This window comes from Lysinibacillus pakistanensis, assembly GCF_030123245.1.
GTDB lineage: Bacteria > Bacillota > Bacilli > Bacillales_A > Planococcaceae > Lysinibacillus > Lysinibacillus pakistanensis.
On sequence record NZ_CP126101.1, the window covers coordinates 3846998 to 3861270 of the forward strand.

The following is a 14273-nucleotide window of genomic DNA, read 5'->3' on the forward strand; positions in this document are numbered from 1 at the left end:
AAAATATTTATTATGCGTCGTTGAATCCACAGAAATAGAAGGCTCTTCAGAAAAATACTCATTTTCTTCCTTAATACATATGATGCAATATGAAAACTACTTTGGAGGTGTCCAATGATAATACATGTGGTGAGTGCTGGTGAAACACTGTGGCAAATTGCAAATCACTATTTTGTACCTATTCAGGAGATTATTCAATTAAATGGGTTATCTAATCCAGACCAATTAGTAATCGGACAATCACTCGTTATTCCCTCTCCCTATACAACTCATACAGTGAAAAGAGGAGATACTCTATGGTCGATTGCACAACAATACAACGTATCAATTCAATCTATTATCTCTGTTAATCATTTAACTAATCCTGATTTGTTAACGCCTGGCACTCAATTAGTAATTCCACCCGTTATTCATATCGTCCAACCTGGAGAAACGTTATCCCAAATTGCTTATCAATATAGTACGACTGTTCAAGCCATTGCTGTTGAAAATGGCATTTCAAATCCAAATTTGATTTATGTAGGTACACACTTAATCATCCCAAGAGCAAAGCCTTTAATTGAGGTGAACGCCTATACGTATGAAAAGCCAAAAGAAGCTGTTCAATCTATAAATGCCATTGGCCATCTTCTTACTTATTTTAGTCCTTTTGCTTATATAATAAAGGAGGATGGAACTTTAGAGCCGCCCGATGATCAAGAAATGATTGCAGCTGCCAATGCAAAAAACATTACACCTATGCTAACCCTTACAAACCTAACTTCTACTGAAACAGGCTCTAACTTATCACATATTATTTTATCAAGCGCAGCATTACGTGAAAAAGTGATTACAAATACTCTACAAGTAATGCAGGAGAAGGGCTATAAAGTTTTAAATATTGATTTTGAATACGTCCTTCCAGCAGATCGAGAAAATTATACTGCCTTTCTTCAACTCGCTGCTGACCGTCTACATCCGTATGGCTATCTAGTATCTTCAGCACTTGCACCTAAAACAAGCGCAGCACAGGTAGGAACACTGTATGAGGCTCACGATTATGAAGCACATGGGAAGATTGCAGATTTTGTAGTATTGATGACCTATGAATGGGGGTATCGGCTTGGCCCACCACAAGCAATATCTCCAATTAATGAAATGAGGAAAGTTGTTGAATATGCTTTAACTGCTATGCCTGCTGAGAAAATACTTTTAGGCTTCGAACTTTATGCTCGTGATTGGCTTTTACCACATGTAAAAGGACAAGAAGCAGAAACATTCAGTTCTCAAGAAGCTGTTAATCGGGCAATAAAATATGGTGCAACCATTCAATATGATCTAGTTGCACAGTCACCATATTTTCGTTATGTTGATGAACATGGGAAGCAACACGAAGTTTGGTTTGAAGATGCTCGAAGTGCACAAGCTAAGTTTGATATGGTGCGACACTATAACCTTAGAGGAATTAGCTATTGGGCATTAGGTTTCCCTTTCCCACAAAATTGGGTGCTATTAAATAATGACTTTTCCATAAAAAAGGTCTCGCTATAAAAACGCTTGTTTCTTTTAAGGTTAACGATTTCTCCAAAAATAATTCGTAACTGTTTTACATTAAATTTTTTCTGTTCCCTAGATTTCCCCTTGATAAAAATTCGATTCAAAAGCCATATTAAGAAATATCAAAAACGAAAGGAGAAACAATCATGGGAAGAGACAATAAACAAGGACAAAGCGCCAACAAAGGATCTTTACCTCAAACGCCAAAAAACCAAAAAATAGCGCCCAACAAAGTGAGTGAAGAATTTTCAAAAGAGTTTATGGAACTTATTCATTCCGTTACCAAAGAAGGTAAATCAAAAAAATAAGGGGGACTTCAAGTGGATTTTAAACGTGCACAAGAAATAGTCGCCTCACCATTAGAATATGAAGTCAGTTATAATGGCGTATCTATCTGGATTGATAAGCTTCATGACGATGGAAAAACAGCAACTGTTCATTTACGGCGTTCTTTAGAGGAGCGATCAGAGGTGGATATAGGAGAATTAAAGGAAGAGTATCTGATGCATTAATCAATTATACCCCAGCATCATTGCGTTCGGATTTTTTCGAGCCTCATCAAAATCCGTGACATGGTGCTGGGGCTTTATTTTATTTGTGCACCCCACTAAATTGGATATACGTTATAGAAGTGGAAGTATTCTATCTTTATTTTTCCTTTTTAAATTGTAGCGAATTTTTTAAAATGCCAAAATAGGAGTAACACTAAAACGAGACTAGCCAATTATTACTGTACTCATTGTAATATCTTTACCTCTAAATAATGTAGTCTTCTACATATGTAAATTGTGTTAAGATTTCTAAAGCATGTCTGTGTAATTCCTTAAAGTTATTAGAGATTTGTTCTGCTGAAATCGGCTTACTGAATAAGTATCCCTGGATATAATCGCAATCTCCATTAATAAGGAACGCAAGCTGCTCGACTTCCTCAATTCCCTCTGCAACAACCTTCAGTCGCAAATGCTTGGCCATTGATAAAATCATGGACACAAGTGCTTCATCATTTGGATTATGCTGAATATTTCGAACAAATGCGCGGTCAATTTTTAAGCAATCAATCGGAAAATCCTTTAAATAAGAAAGTGAAGAATAGCCAGTCCCAAAATCATCCACAGCAATTTGAATCCCTAATGCCTTTAATTCATACAGCAGCTGTGTCATTTGATCGATATTCATCGTCATACTTTCCGTGATTTCTAATTGTAAATGCTTTGGTTCTAATCGTGTACGCTGTAAAATTTCCTGTACCATCTGTACTAAATCCTGCTGGAACAATTGTCCAAGCGAAAGATTTACGGCTACCTTCATAGGCGGTAATCCTTGCTCCTCCCAAGCTTTAGCTTGAGCACAGGCGGTTTCTAAAATCCATTTTCCCAACGGAATGATAAGACCTGATTCCTCAGCAATTGATATAAACTGATCTGGAGCCACAAACCCACGTGATGGATGACGCCAACGTACAAGTGCTTCTACAGATTCAATTTTACCCGTTTTTAAATTTACCTGTGGTTGAAAATCCAAATAAAATTCCTGATTAGCCAGTGCCTTATGTAAATCTTGCTCAATTAGAATACGATCTGTAACTCCGTTAGACATATAAGGTTTATAAAATAAACATCTTTGAGGGAGCTGACTCGCTTCTCTCATTGCTAATTGTGCATGCATTAGAAGTTCTTCACCCGTACAATCTTCTTCATGCAGGGCAATACCTATATTAAGATTTCCATTAAGTGAAAATAACTGTACCTGTAAGGGCTTTTTCATCACATTTCTTAAATTTAAACAGAATTGTAATAGCTCTTCTCTTGTTTTGACATGATTAATATAAATAATAAATTGGCCTTCATTAAGTTTTGTTGCAAAATAATAAGGCGGTAATATTGCTTGTATCCTTTCAGCAACAAGCTTCATCATCTTATTGGAATAGCTAATCCCTATTGATGCACGAATTGCTGCTAATCGATCAATTTCGATGGCTATAATTGCCTTTTGATAGTTATTTGCATGTAAGCTTTCCTTTAAGGTTTTCAATAATAAGTGCTCATTTGGAAGCTGTGTAATATCATCATGGTAGGCTTGAAAATGAAGCTCCTGCTGTGAATGCTCCAAATCCTGCTTGATTTTCAAAAGCTGCTGATAAGGTTTTTCCACAGTTGTATAATAAATGGCCTTTAAGAAAAAATAGAAAGCAAAAAATTGATAAATAAGTGCTGAAAATCCCCAAATTGATTGCCAATCCTTACTGATAACAAAGAAAATATCACTAAAAATTAAATAGATGGCCGCACAAATAAGCCACATTACACGTTTTGGTATTTTCTCAAAATATTTACTTAGAATTATTATTGTGACAATCTGAAAAACCGCAGACAATAAAAAAACAAGATCATTTATTTTATTCAACTGATTCTCAAACAGTAATTGCCTTGAAGATAAATAAACTAGAAAAAGGGTAAGTAATACTAATATTAAGGAACTTCCATATGTATAATAACGATATTTCATCGCTATATTTTGTTTTGGCTTTACAATAATAAATAAAAAGCCAATAGCCAAGCATAAACGCATTATGATATGTATACTCATTACCGCATAGTGCGAATGAACGGAATAGTTTTGATGAATAACTAAACTAACTAATTCCAATAATGCGGTGATAAAAAACAAATTACCTATGTATAATGTTTGATTTGATGGGAGATGTGAAAAAACAAGCCAAGATTGAATGGCAATTGCCATTGTAAAAACAATAATGAGTATTTTTATAACTAAATTCAAATAAAGATAACTTTCTTCCTTAAAAATACCATATACCTGATTACTAAAACCTAATAGGGGTACAACTAGCAATAACGGTAATACTATATACCAAAACTCCTTCTTTTCAATTTCTAAATGATTAAACCAATTTTCCAATCCAAACCCTCCATACTAAGTATATATCTATAAATTGTATAGGTAAATTTATCTACCTATTGAAAATATCATTTTAAAAATTGTATATTTTTTTGACTTCTTACAAATCATAGCATTTTTCTTGGAAGTTGTATGCAAGTATTGAAAGTATGCTAATATTCTGTGTATTTAGATATTAGCATACTTTTGCTATTTTATCCCTTTATTTTACTATAGAGGACCTTAGCTCACGTAGTTTTGTCATGATTCTAGTACGCCTCTTTTTTATGGCTGATACTGATAAATGTAATACTTGTGCGATCTCCTCATAAGTATAACCTTCTACATAATAAAGTAGTAAGATAGCTCTTTCTTCCTCCTTTAATTCAGCCAATAAAGTTTCTAAAAGCATAGGGCTTTTTGGATTTATTTCAAAACCTCTAACGTAATTTATAGTTTCATCATCCATAGGTGCATGCAGTTCTTCAAATGTCACCTCTTTTGTCAGCTCCTTCATCAGCTCTCCCTTAACAGTTGTATAAATATAAGCCGAAAATTTACCTTTCAATGGATTTACTTTACACCAAGCCTCCCATACTGCTATCGAAGCAAGATGACGATAATAATCATAATCTTTATAAATATGAAGCTTTAAAAAAATCGATGTTATCATTGGCTGGACTTTTTCTAATACTTCTTCAAATGACTGTTCAGGAGATAGCTTATTACATTGCGGCATCCCATTTTCCTTACGACTATGCACAGTCCTTTATTCCTAGGTGCCTTTATCTTACTTATTATACTACGAACGTGGCGAATACCCTTTTTGTCGATATGATCAGAAATTTTGTATAAATCCATACTAAAATTTATTCAGAATCGCTATAAAATAATAAAAAATCATATCTTTATGTGTCCTTCTATACATATTTCTTCAAAGGCTGGACAAATTATCACTAAGGAGGCGAAATACATGAATTTTCAAATACGGGATGCGATCACAACAAACGTACATGGTCAAACAGCGGCTGAATTTAAAGACATTGTTGAAGATGCGATCAGTCGTGGGGAAGAGCATTTATTACCAGGGCTTGGTGTATTTTTCGAAAAGTGGTGGCAGCAATCTAGTCCTGCTGAGCAGGATGCATTTGTACAAAAGCTAGAAAAAGCATTTGCTCACTGATTTCAGTAAACAATGTAGGCGATGCGGTTTAGTGACCAAACACTCAAAGGTATAGAGGAACAAAGATTTTCTAAATTCTTTTAAAGGGTGATTGGCTCACAGAGTTTGGACGGTAGCTACAACAACATCAGGGCAAAATTACTAAACATTTCATTCCATTTCCAAGAAATGCATGATAAAGTTTTACTTATCAGAAAATTTGGAGGGATTGGAATGACTGTTGCTGTAGAATTAATCATCAATCAACTAAAAGAGGCTTTATTAGAAGAACAAGTATCGACAAACGAAACAGTGCGACAGCTTCATGGGAAGGACGAGTCTCATCATGCAATGAGCTTACCAGATATCGTTGTCTTTCCCCGTTCCACAGCAGATGTCAGTGCCATCTTGAAAATCGCGCATGCGGAACGTGTACCAGTCGTACCTTTTGGAGTTGGTTCAAGCTTAGAAGGAAATGCAATTCCCATTGCCAATGGTATTTCTATCGATTTCTCTGAAATGAATGCTATTTTAGACATTCGACCAGACGACCTATTGGTAAAAGTACAGCCGGGTGTAACTCGTGATCAATTGAATAAAGAATTAAAAAAACATGGACTCCAATTCACAGTCGATCCTGGTGCTGATGCAACATTAGGTGGTATGGCTGCTACCAATGCTAGCGGGACAACCGCAGTACGCTATGGGGTTATGCGTGATCAAGTTCGTGATTTAGAGGTTGTACTAGCGGATGGCTCGGTTATTCATACAGGGAGCCTAGCCGCTAAATCATCTTCTGGTTATCATTTAAATAGCTTATTTGTTGGCTCAGAGGGTACACTTGGCTGCTTTACAGAATTAACATTAAAAGTCTATGGAATTCCTGAATTTGTAACTGCAGGGCGTGCAGTTTTTGCAACAGTTGGCGATGCTGTTAGTGCAGTAACTGCATTATTACAGGTCGGGATTTCAATTGGCCGTGTTGAGCTGGTAGATGAAGCCTCTATTAAACAGGCAAATATTTATAATGAAACTTCTTATGAAGAAAAACCTACATTATTTTTAGAATTCCACGGTAACGAAGCTGGGATGCATGCTGACATAGATTTTGCAACAGAAATTTTCAAGGATTTCGATTGTCTTTCAGTTGAATTCGAGCATGATACAGCAGCACGCAATAGGCTCTGGCAGGCTCGCCATTCCTTAGCCTATGCATATATTCATGCTTATCCTGGGAAAAAGCTGATGTCGACTGATGTATGTGTACCCATTTCAAAACTAGCTGAAACCATTTTATATGCGCGTGAGCAACTTGAAGACGTTGGGCTAGCAGGTGGTATTGTTGGCCATGTCGGAGATGGTAACTTTCATGCATTGCTTATGCTTGATCCAAATGATTCTGTCGAACGCGCACAAGCAGACCGCTTTAATGAACATATTGTGCAATACGCCTTACTGCGAGGTGGAACATGTACAGGTGAGCATGGAGTTGGAATTGGCAAAATGAAATATCAATCAACGGAGCATGGTACATCCCTATTAGTGATGAAAAGCATAAAGGCAGCCCTTGACCCCCATAATATTATGAACCCAGGAAAAATTTTTACTATGTAATCTTGCAAAAAAAACACGATCTCGTCATTAAGACGGGATCGTTTAGTTTTTTATAGGGATCTTCCCCTTAAAAACTAGGCACAGCACCTTATCTGTAAAATGTCATAGGTAAAGTAGCAAAACGTGTGTAAGGTGATGAGCAATTCCTTGAGAGTAGTTGCCTTAAAAAGTATTGAAGCAGAGTACCGCTATGCCACGTCAATAATCATAAAGCCACTTAATTACTTTATTTTATAAATCATAACGGAAACCTTTTACAAGAATATCTCCCTTGCGAAAATCCTTAGATTCATCACGTACAAAGCCTAATGATAAGTAAAGATTGATGGCAACCTGCATGATATCGCCCGAATGTAAATATAAAGCTTGATCCTGACGAGCGCGTGCGAAGGCAAAGCTTTCTTGTAGTAATTTTTTCGCAATGCCTAATCCCCTTCCCTTAGGATGCACGCCAAGTAAACGTACAATAGTAGAATGTATACTAAGCTCTGGCAAACCATAGGCCTTTTCTGAATCCGTAAATAGCTGGAGCCCCCCTAAAATTTCATCCCCCTGCTTTGCCACTAAAATTGTTGCTGCATCAGGATTACCTACGGATGCACGAATAGCACTTAAATAGGAAGCCCAATCCTCTGGGTTATTATATTCTTTCTCATATTGTGAATAGCTCTCTACAAGAACCTCTAAATAACGTGCATGGTCTTCCTCTTTCAATTGCTCAATCACTATTTCCACTACTGCCATTGTTTATTCCCCTTTCTTTTTTTGTCGAACCATAAGTATTTCGTCAAATGCCGCCCTTATTATAGGCAGTCACTTTTTTTTCAAGGCGATGGGCAAGCCATTCAACGATGGCTGAAACGCCCCAATAGATAATACCCACAGCGATAAATGCCTCCAAAAATTTTAAATTTTTAGAGGCAACAATATTCGCTACACCTGTTAATTCTTTCACTGAAAGAAAAAAAGCTAGCGATGTGGCATGTAAAAAGCCTATAAAAACATTCGTAAAATTAGGAATTGATTTACTAAATGCCTGAGGTAATATATACCGTCGCATCGCCTGAGAAAATGTTAAACCAACTGCATAAGCTGCCTCTAGCTGCCCCTTAGGCACACTTAAAATCCCTGATCGAATTATTTCGGAGGCATAGGCACCTGCACTCAATGTCAAAGCAAGTAAAACAAAAAATATTATAGGAATAGAGCTGGATTGAACATTTAACTTTAATGCTTTCGCAAGGACATCCACTATGAAAGGTACCCCAAAATAAACAAGCATTATATGCATAATAATGGGTGTACCTCTAAAAAAAGATACATAAAAATTTAACAACGGTGTGAAAAATTTAGTTTGCTGGATTCGAACAAAGGCAACAATAACACCGATGATTATACCCAATAGGACAGGTGTAATTGTCATAAACAAGGTTAACGGCAATACCTTACTAATTTCTTTAAAAGCTTCGAAAATAAATGCAAAATCTATGGTCATAACTTTTACCTCCTAGCTAGATACAGCTTCCTTTGGCATATAGCGATTAAGATAGCGCTCATTACTCTTAAAAACCCTCTCTAGCAGCATCACAATGACATAATAGACAATTGATAGTGCCAAATAAATTTCTAGCGCTCTTGTGGTAGAGGCAATAAGTGTTTCTCCTCTCCCAACCATATCCATGACACCAATTGAAAATGCAAGAGACGTATCTTTTAAGGAGCTAATCATCGTGTTCGCTAGATTGGGAAAGGCAACACGAAGAGCCTGGGGAAATACAATCCGCACAAAGGCCTGTGTACCGTTTAAACCTACTGAATATGCAGCCTCGATTTGCCCTCGATCCACCGTTAAAATCGAGGCTCTAAAAATTTCTGCAAATGCAGCAGCATTACTTAACGTGTAGGTAATAATGACAAAATACATGGCATCCATTCTTGTTACATCAATATGCACAATCATTAATAATGCAGGTATGCCATAAAACACTAAAAATAATTGTACTAATATCGGTGTACCACGAATAAACGAAATATAGATTGTTATTATTTGTCTCAAAACATTGATATGGAGTAGCTTTGGTAAAGCAATACCTATACCAAGCAGTATGCCAAAAAGAATAGAGAACACTAAAATTTCAAATGTTACTGGTAAATACTGAAGTAATATTGGAAGTATTTTTGCTATAAGCACGAAGTCAAAGTCATTTGCCATACTTCCTTCACCCTCTCTGTTTTCATTAAAAGTCTACGGTATAATCATCACCTAACCACTTTTTACTTAGCTCACTAATAACACCATCTTCCTTTAATTCACGAATAGCATCATCAAGTCGTTGCTGTAGGGTAATCTCATCTTTATTTAATAAGAAATACACTTTTGAATTTAATAATGCGTCTCCCACTACCTTTTGCTGTGCTTCATTGTTTTCGTTATAATACTTCACTGCAAATGGTGTTGTTATAATAGCATCCACACGCCCCGTCGCAAGTTGATTATTAACATCAACTGAGCCTGATGAATAGATGATATTTGCACCTAAATCGTGTTCCTTATTGTATTTCTCAATAAAGACAGCTGAATTACTAGTTGGAGAAACACTCACATTTTTTCCTTTTAAATCATCAATAGATTGAATATCATCGTTTTTTGCATTAACAGTTACCTTTAATGGGAATACATTATAGGGCTCTTTATTAAATAGAAACTTCTCCTCACGCTCATTATTGACTTCCATTTGATGTGCAACAAAATCAATTTTTCTTGTTTCCAAACTTAGCAATAAATTTGAGAATTCCATAGTTTTAAATTCAAACTCATATTCTGGTAGCTTCTCATCAATTGCACGAACAAGCTCCACATCATAACCAGTCAAATTTCCTTTGTCATCTAAGAAGCAGATATTTGGAAATTGTGTACCTGTACCAACAATAATTTTTTGAACTTTCTTTCCACTCTGTGCTGTATCATTCTTACTTGTATCTCCTTCAAGCTTTTCAGTGCCTGCACAAGCGGTTAAAAGCAACATTAACAGTAGCAAACAACTTAAAAGTGTTATTTTTTTCATAATATCCCTCGCTTTTATCAATGTAAACTTAGCTGAATAGTAGTATTTAAAACAGAGTGAAATTTTTTTAATCCCAAATTGGGCATGGTAGCTCTTTTTTGAGAACATGCATGATTTCTGTAAAGGGCGCCCATTAGTTTAAACGTGCTACTAAATACGATTAATTTTATATGTTTTATGACTGTATTTTTTCTTCAGCTAGTGCTGCCTTTAAATGCTCCAGACCAAGTTCTGTAATGGCTTGATAGATACCGTCTTCACTTGAGCCAATTTCTACAACGGGTACATAACGAATTCCATATTTTGTATCGAGAATATCACGGAAAGCATCATTATGCGTTACATCCACTGTTTTATAACGTATACCCTCCTCTTGTAAATAGGTTTTTACCTCATTACAGTAGCTACAGCCCTGCTTCGACCAAATTATTACATCTCTATTTTTTGTCATGATGTTTTCCTCCTTAACTAACCGTTTCTTTTAAATGCACTGGACTCAATAGCTCAAAAGATCGCTCACGCTCAAAATCCTTTAAGACAGGCGTATGCAAAATAAATTCATCGATTTGGTAGTTCACATGGTAGTCATCTAAATTGGCTTTAATTTCTTCAGCTGTACCATATAAAATATCAGCGTCATACTGCTCAATCGTATATTCCTCTCCAGATTCCTGACCAAATTTCTCTGCTAGCTCTACTGATTGTAGTGTCAGGCTTCTGCCACTTGCTAAATGTACCTTTGTAATTTTTTGATCACCTACCAGCTCTTTCGCCTCCTCTTTGCTTGGGGCAGCAAGTGCGGCAATGGAAATCACAAAATGGCCGTTTGGATGGTGACTGCGATAGGTTTTAGCTGCATGTGCCAAAACATTATTATCACTATTAATAAATCGAGCAAAGACGAATGCAATTCCTAGTTTACCTGCAAGAGCAGCACTTTCTGGGCTAGCACCGAGTAAAAATAATGTTGGCTTTATCTTCGGAATAGGCGTTGCTTGTATGCCATATAATTCGTGCTCATTTGGTATTGATTGCTCAATTAATTGCTGTAAAAATATTAATCTTTCCTCAAAATCTCCTCCATTATTGAGCGTGCCATATTGGAGGGCCTTTGTAGAAAGAGGTAAGCCTCCAGGTGTCTTCCCAATACCCAAATCCACTCGACCCGGCTCCAAGGATGCTAAAACATGGAAATTTTCCACTACTTTATAGGGGCTATAATGCTGTAGCATAACCCCACCCGATCCAATGTTGATTGATTTTGTTTTAGCTAGTAAATAAGATACTAATACCTCAGGAGATGTTCCTGCTAATGAATCTGTATGATGGTGCTCCGATACCCAAAAGCGTGAGTAGCCTAATTTCTCAGCTTTTTGTGCGAGTGCCACTGTCTTTTGCAAGGTCTGCTCATTTGTTGCACCCTCGATAATCGGACTTTGATCTAATATACCTAGTGAATAGCTCATATATTGCCTCCTTAATCTTTTTATTTTTATTCAAATCAATTTTCTAGGTTTTAAGAGACAGTATGTTTAACATAACGGCTTTCCTTAAATGGTAAACCTAAATTGCCACGTAATGTATCCGCCTCATACTCTTCACGATAAAGCCCTCTTGCTTGTAAAATTGGTACAACCTTATCTATAAAATCGTCAAGTGCACCAGGTACAGTTACAGCAATAATAAAGCCATCCGCTGCCTCCTTTTCAAACCATTCCTGCACTAGATCAGCGACTTGCTCGGCTGTTCCGAAGAAAGCTGTTTTTGGTGTTGCCTCACGTAAAGCAACTTGTCGTAATGTCAGTCCTTCTTGTTTGGCATATTTTTTTATATAATCGGTTGTACTTCTAAAGCTATTTGCTCCTATATCACCAAGCTCTGGGAATGGAGCATCCACATCATACTGTGTAAAATCATGATGATCAAAGTATCGTCCTAAATAAGCAAGTGCACGTTCTATGGATACCAGCTCCACGATTTCCTGATATTTAGCTTCAGCCTCCTCCAGCGTTTCACCAATAATTGGAGATATTCCTGGGAAGATTTTAATTTCCTGTGGATTACGTCCAAATTCAAAAGCCTCTGTCTTAACCCTTTGATAAAATTTCTGTGCCTCATCTAAAGATGCACCATGTGTAAAAATTGCATCTGCATCCTTAGCTGCTAAACGGATACCTGCATCAGACGAGCCAGCCTGAAAAATAACAGGCTGACCTTGCCTCGAGCGTGCAATATTAAGTGGTCCCTGTACAGAAAAATATTGTCCCTTATGGTGTAAGGTATGTAGTTTATGTGGATCAAAAAACACATCCTGTTCTACATCTGCAATAAAAGCATCATCGTCCCATGAATCCCATAAGCCCTTAGCCACTTCTAAATATTCTTCAGCAATTTGATAGCGCTCTGCGTGAGTAGGATGCTGTTCTATTATTTTATTGTAGTTTAAGGCAGTGCTTTCTAAAGGAGTTGTCACAACATTCCATCCAGCACGTCCTCCACTTATATGATCCAAAGAGGCAAATTGACGTGCAACTGTAAAAGGTTCACTGTAGGAGGTAGATACTGTGCCAACTAGCCCAATGTTTTTTGTTGCTACTGCTAATGCTGATAAAATTGTTATTGGCTCAAAGCGATTTAAAAAATGAGGAATGGATTTTTCGTTGATAAACAAACCATCTGCAATAAACACTACATCAAATTTCCCTTGCTCTGCCTTTTGTGCCTGCTGGATGTAAAATGGTAGGCTTACACTTTGATTACTTGCTACCTTTGGATGACGCCAGCTTGAAATATTGCCACCTACACCGTGAATAATTGCTCCAAATCGAATTTTGTCCTGTCTCACCATATTCATTTCCTCCTCAAACTTCATTTTTTACTAAACATAGTGGTTAAGTATGTTTTCGATAAAAAAAATAATACTCCATAAATAAATTAGGGTTGAGGAAGATATTACAGCTCAACGCTGCAATATGCAATAGGCTACATAATAGAAAAAAATTTACTGTATGATAAAATATTTTATCAATCTATTTTTTCATAGCTGCTTTCAAATTGCTCTGCAGTTTCTATTACCTTTTCCCAAAAGGATGGAGCTAGTGTATCTTTATTGTTATAAGTTAAAAAAATATGTTGATTCATATCCAATAAGTGCTTGACATCAATCTCTACAAACTCACCACTTTCAAGCTCCTTTTTTACACAGAGATGTGGTAAAAAACTCATATATCCTTTCGTCCGTATAAATTCTTTCGCTACTTCTAAATGATCTGTACGCACTTCTATATTTGCAGTGACACCCTCCACCTCAAATAGCTTATGAACATAATTCCAATCAAAGGCTCCACATTCAAAAAACACCATTTTTTGCTGAGCTAATTCCCTTACTTTAATTAGCGTATTCTGCTGAAAAGAATGTTCACGATGCATCACGAGTTTAACAGCATTACTTAATAATAGCTCATTACCAATCCCTTCTCGATGCACATATTGAATAAGGCCAAAATGGATTTGATGACTTTGTAGCTTTTCTAATATTATATTTGTTGACCCTGTTACAATTTGAAAGCGTAAATGCGGATAGCTTTCCTTCCATTTAGGTAATGCGTACGCTAAAAAATATTGTGCAGTCACTCCATTAGTACCAATGCACACTTCATCAGTCTCCTGAGTTTCCTCTAGCTGCTTTTTTCCCTGTTGGAAGGTTTGCACAATTTGTGTCGCGAATGGTAAAAAACCCTTGCCCTTATCTGATAAAATTACACTTCGCCCATCTCGATGAAATAATTCAACATTTAGTTCTCGTTCTAATGATTTAATGCGCGCAGTTACAGTCGGCTGAGATAAAAATAATGCATTAGCAGCCTTATGGATACTTTTATAATGCACGACATATAAAAATGCCTCGATATGATCAATATTCATTTGAAGCCCTCCCCCAATTATTTATTTATCTTATTATATAGATAAATACTTTTATTCTCTATAATAAGATTGGAAAA

At 36.4% G+C, this 14273-nt stretch carries 15 protein-coding genes; 5 read left to right on the forward strand and 10 right to left on the reverse strand.

Translation table 11 applies throughout. The features are described from left to right. Positions 1-114 precede the first annotated feature (114 nt). The 3 genes from QNH24_RS19205 to QNH24_RS19215 all read left to right on the forward strand — a co-directional run bounded on the left by QNH24_RS19205 (position 115) and on the right by QNH24_RS19215 (position 2048). Complete coding sequence (locus tag QNH24_RS19205) at positions 115-1530, forward strand: LysM peptidoglycan-binding domain-containing protein (RefSeq protein ID WP_283869105.1); 1416 nt, start codon at positions 115-117, stop codon at positions 1528-1530. A 152-nt stretch (positions 1531-1682) separates the two neighbouring features. After that, entirely contained in the window at positions 1683-1844 is a 162-nt protein-coding gene (locus tag QNH24_RS19210) for a YfhD family protein (RefSeq protein WP_283869106.1), read from the forward strand. A gap of 12 nt (positions 1845-1856) precedes the next feature. Beyond that, complete coding sequence (locus QNH24_RS19215) at positions 1857-2048, forward strand: H-type small acid-soluble spore protein (protein ID WP_054770918.1); 192 nt, start codon at positions 1857-1859, stop codon at positions 2046-2048. Positions 2049-2292: 244 nt separating this feature from the next. Here QNH24_RS19215 and QNH24_RS19220 read toward each other — a convergent pair whose 3' ends face one another. After that, positions 2293-4452: a bifunctional diguanylate cyclase/phosphodiesterase gene (locus tag QNH24_RS19220; RefSeq protein WP_283869107.1), complete on the reverse strand. Its 2160-nt coding sequence runs from the start codon at positions 4450-4452 to the stop codon at positions 2293-2295. Positions 4453-4654: 202 nt separating this feature from the next. Then, a complete protein-coding gene (locus QNH24_RS19225) occupies positions 4655-5194 on the reverse strand; it encodes an RNA polymerase sigma factor (protein ID WP_283869108.1) in 540 nt (179 codons plus the stop codon). Between the two features lie 210 nt (positions 5195-5404). Between QNH24_RS19225 and sspI the strand changes: the two genes are divergently transcribed. Together sspI and QNH24_RS19235 are read left to right on the forward strand one after the other, a co-directional pair. Beyond that, positions 5405-5614, forward strand: a complete 210-nt coding sequence (sspI, locus tag QNH24_RS19230; RefSeq protein WP_283869109.1) for a small acid-soluble spore protein SspI — start codon at positions 5405-5407, stop codon at positions 5612-5614. A gap of 213 nt (positions 5615-5827) precedes the next feature. Continuing rightward, positions 5828-7207 carry an FAD-binding oxidoreductase gene (locus QNH24_RS19235; RefSeq protein WP_283869110.1) on the forward strand — a complete coding sequence of 460 codons (1380 nt, stop codon included), beginning with the start codon at positions 5828-5830 and terminating at the stop codon, positions 7205-7207. A gap of 231 nt (positions 7208-7438) precedes the next feature. On the opposite strand, the gene QNH24_RS19240 is transcribed toward QNH24_RS19235, so the two are convergent. The 8 genes from QNH24_RS19240 to QNH24_RS19275 form a co-directional block, all read right to left on the reverse strand. Continuing rightward, positions 7439-7951: a GNAT family N-acetyltransferase gene (locus QNH24_RS19240; RefSeq protein ID WP_283869111.1), complete on the reverse strand. Its 513-nt coding sequence runs from the start codon at positions 7949-7951 to the stop codon at positions 7439-7441. A 43-nt stretch (positions 7952-7994) separates the two neighbouring features. Beyond that, entirely contained in the window at positions 7995-8702 is a 708-nt protein-coding gene (locus QNH24_RS19245; protein WP_283869112.1) for an amino acid ABC transporter permease, read from the reverse strand. Positions 8703-8714: 12 nt separating this feature from the next. Then, positions 8715-9419, reverse strand: a complete 705-nt coding sequence (locus QNH24_RS19250) for an amino acid ABC transporter permease (protein ID WP_283869113.1) — start codon at positions 9417-9419, stop codon at positions 8715-8717. Between the two features lie 25 nt (positions 9420-9444). Then, a complete protein-coding gene (locus QNH24_RS19255) occupies positions 9445-10272 on the reverse strand; it encodes a transporter substrate-binding domain-containing protein (RefSeq protein WP_283869114.1) in 828 nt (275 codons plus the stop codon). A 175-nt stretch (positions 10273-10447) separates the two neighbouring features. Further along, positions 10448-10723 (reverse strand): glutaredoxin family protein, encoded by a 276-nt coding sequence (locus tag QNH24_RS19260; protein ID WP_283869115.1) that lies wholly within the window; start codon positions 10721-10723, stop codon positions 10448-10450. Positions 10724-10736: 13 nt separating this feature from the next. After that, positions 10737-11738: an LLM class flavin-dependent oxidoreductase gene (locus QNH24_RS19265; protein ID WP_283869116.1), complete on the reverse strand. Its 1002-nt coding sequence runs from the start codon at positions 11736-11738 to the stop codon at positions 10737-10739. A gap of 50 nt (positions 11739-11788) precedes the next feature. Then, a complete protein-coding gene (locus tag QNH24_RS19270) occupies positions 11789-13120 on the reverse strand; it encodes an LLM class flavin-dependent oxidoreductase (protein ID WP_283869117.1) in 1332 nt (443 codons plus the stop codon). A 176-nt stretch (positions 13121-13296) separates the two neighbouring features. Further along, on the reverse strand, positions 13297-14196 hold the full coding sequence (locus QNH24_RS19275; protein WP_283869118.1) for a LysR family transcriptional regulator: 900 nt from the start codon (positions 14194-14196) through the stop codon (positions 13297-13299). Between the last annotated feature and the right edge of the window lie 77 nt (positions 14197-14273).